Here is a 1,246-nt window from a genome sequence, read left to right as displayed (position 1 = left end):
GCGCGCGTGTGAAAGCGCTGGAGGATAACCTTGGTGTCCTGCTATTTGAGCGCCATGCGCGGGGCGTTCGGCTAACAGACGCAGGCAGGCACTTCATGGAGCGTGTCACGGCGGGTGTCGATCAACTCGATCACGCAGTGAAGACCGCAGGCATGACAGCTCAAGGAGAATACGGCCGGCTTCGCATCGGCATCCATGCCTTAATCCCACGCAGCTTTCTCACGGAGCTGATCCGTCATTATCGGGAAGAACATACGGGCATTGAGGTTGAGATCACCGAAGGCACAGCCCGCGATGCGGTGATGCAGCTTCGTGCTGACCAGCTCGACGTGGTGTTCGTCGCGGGCAAGCCCGAGATGCCCGACTGCCATACCCGACCGATCTGGACCGAACCGCTGGTGGCCGTGCTATCGGATGGGCATCGCCTCGCCGGGCAGTCCGCAATCACTTGGTCCGATCTGGTCGGCGAGACTTTCATTGTTCGCTATGGTGGCACCGGCCCGCAGGTCCATGACCATATCGTGCTGCGCCTTGCCGGGCGTTGGCCCGCACCGTCGATCCGGCGCTTTGATGTGGGGCGCGACACGCTGCTATCTATGGTCGGACAAGGCTTCGGCATCACTATCGTCGGCGAGGCAACGTCATTGTTGCCGACGACCGGCATCGTCTTCCTGCCCTTCCTCGATGAACCGGAGCCGGTTGCCTTTACAGCCGTCTGGTCGCCGTTCAATCGCAACTCCGCACTGAAAAATCTACTCAACCTCGCAGGCAAAATGAAGCGTGACGGCGATTCGCCCAATCGTTTCCTGGATGGCACTCGACCGGCACGATAACGGCACAGGCGATCCATCCTATTTGCCGCCGATAGTATCCGGCAGCCCTCCGGCATCCTCTTTCCTGTTGCCCGTCCCGATTTTGCCTACTCTCTGATCGGCTCCGTCTCTTTTGCCTACTGAGCGCTGCCGCACAGCTCCATAGGCCGCTTTCCTGGCTTTGCTTCCAGATGTATGCTCTTCTGCTCCTGCAGCTAATGGATCACCGCAAACAGGTTACTCGCCTGGGGATTCCCTTTCGACCCGAGCATCCGTATGAGACTCATGCTCGATTATTATTATTATACTCTGTACACGACAAATTTCACAGAACCCTTATCCTATCAGGATTCTGCTTTCTTAAAATTGCCAAAATTTCCTTAAACTCTTCTTTTTTCCCAAAACCAATTAAACGCTGAATCGCCATTTGAACA

Annotated in this window: 1 protein-coding gene; it reads left to right on the top strand. The window is 56.4% G+C overall.

All coding sequences use genetic code 11. The annotated features are described in order from the left end of the window. The coding region (locus FTT73_RS16110) for a LysR family transcriptional regulator (RefSeq protein ID WP_180191666.1) at positions 1-833 on the top strand (833 nt) is incomplete at its 5' end. Between the last annotated feature and the right edge of the window lie 413 nt (positions 834-1,246).

This window comes from Acinetobacter sp. YH01006 (assembly GCF_013420445.1).
GTDB lineage: Bacteria > Pseudomonadota > Gammaproteobacteria > Pseudomonadales > Moraxellaceae > Acinetobacter > Acinetobacter pseudolwoffii.
The sequence above is the reverse complement of the archived record's forward strand: the minus strand, read 5'-3'. Positions and strand labels throughout refer to the sequence as shown.